General features: G+C 54.3%; 1 pseudogene. It reads left to right on the forward strand.

Annotated elements, in window-relative coordinates:
• Positions 1 to 210, forward strand: a pseudogene (locus tag KP705_RS19625) (IS5/IS1182 family transposase); the annotation flags it as partial.
• Between the last annotated feature and the right edge of the window lie 147 nt (positions 211 to 357).

A 357-nucleotide genomic window follows, 5' to 3' on the forward strand; every position in this document is an offset into this window, starting at 1 on the left:
GCTCCAAAGCAGCGCAATACCAACACCGAGAAAGCCGACCTCCGGGCAGGGCGTATTCCTGAAGACTGGCAGGACAAGCCATCCAAATTGTCCCACAAGGATCGCCATGCGCGCTGGACGCTGAAGTTCACGAAAGCAAAGCGGCAGGATGACGGAACGATCCCCGCAACAGATCTCGCCATTCCGTTCTTTGGCTACAAATCCCACGTGGAGGGTTCGAAAAACCCTCTGGTTATGAGGCCCTGTGTGTGATTCCATCGTTCATCTTACGATGAGGGATGGATGATGATGCAGCCCGGTTTTTTTGATGTTGAAGATCGCCTGGCTCGTCTGAGTGGGCTTGGTGACCAGCTCGAA

It is taken from the genome of Gluconobacter sp. P1D12_c, from assembly GCF_018812105.1.
Lineage (GTDB): Bacteria > Pseudomonadota > Alphaproteobacteria > Acetobacterales > Acetobacteraceae > Gluconobacter > Gluconobacter oxydans_A.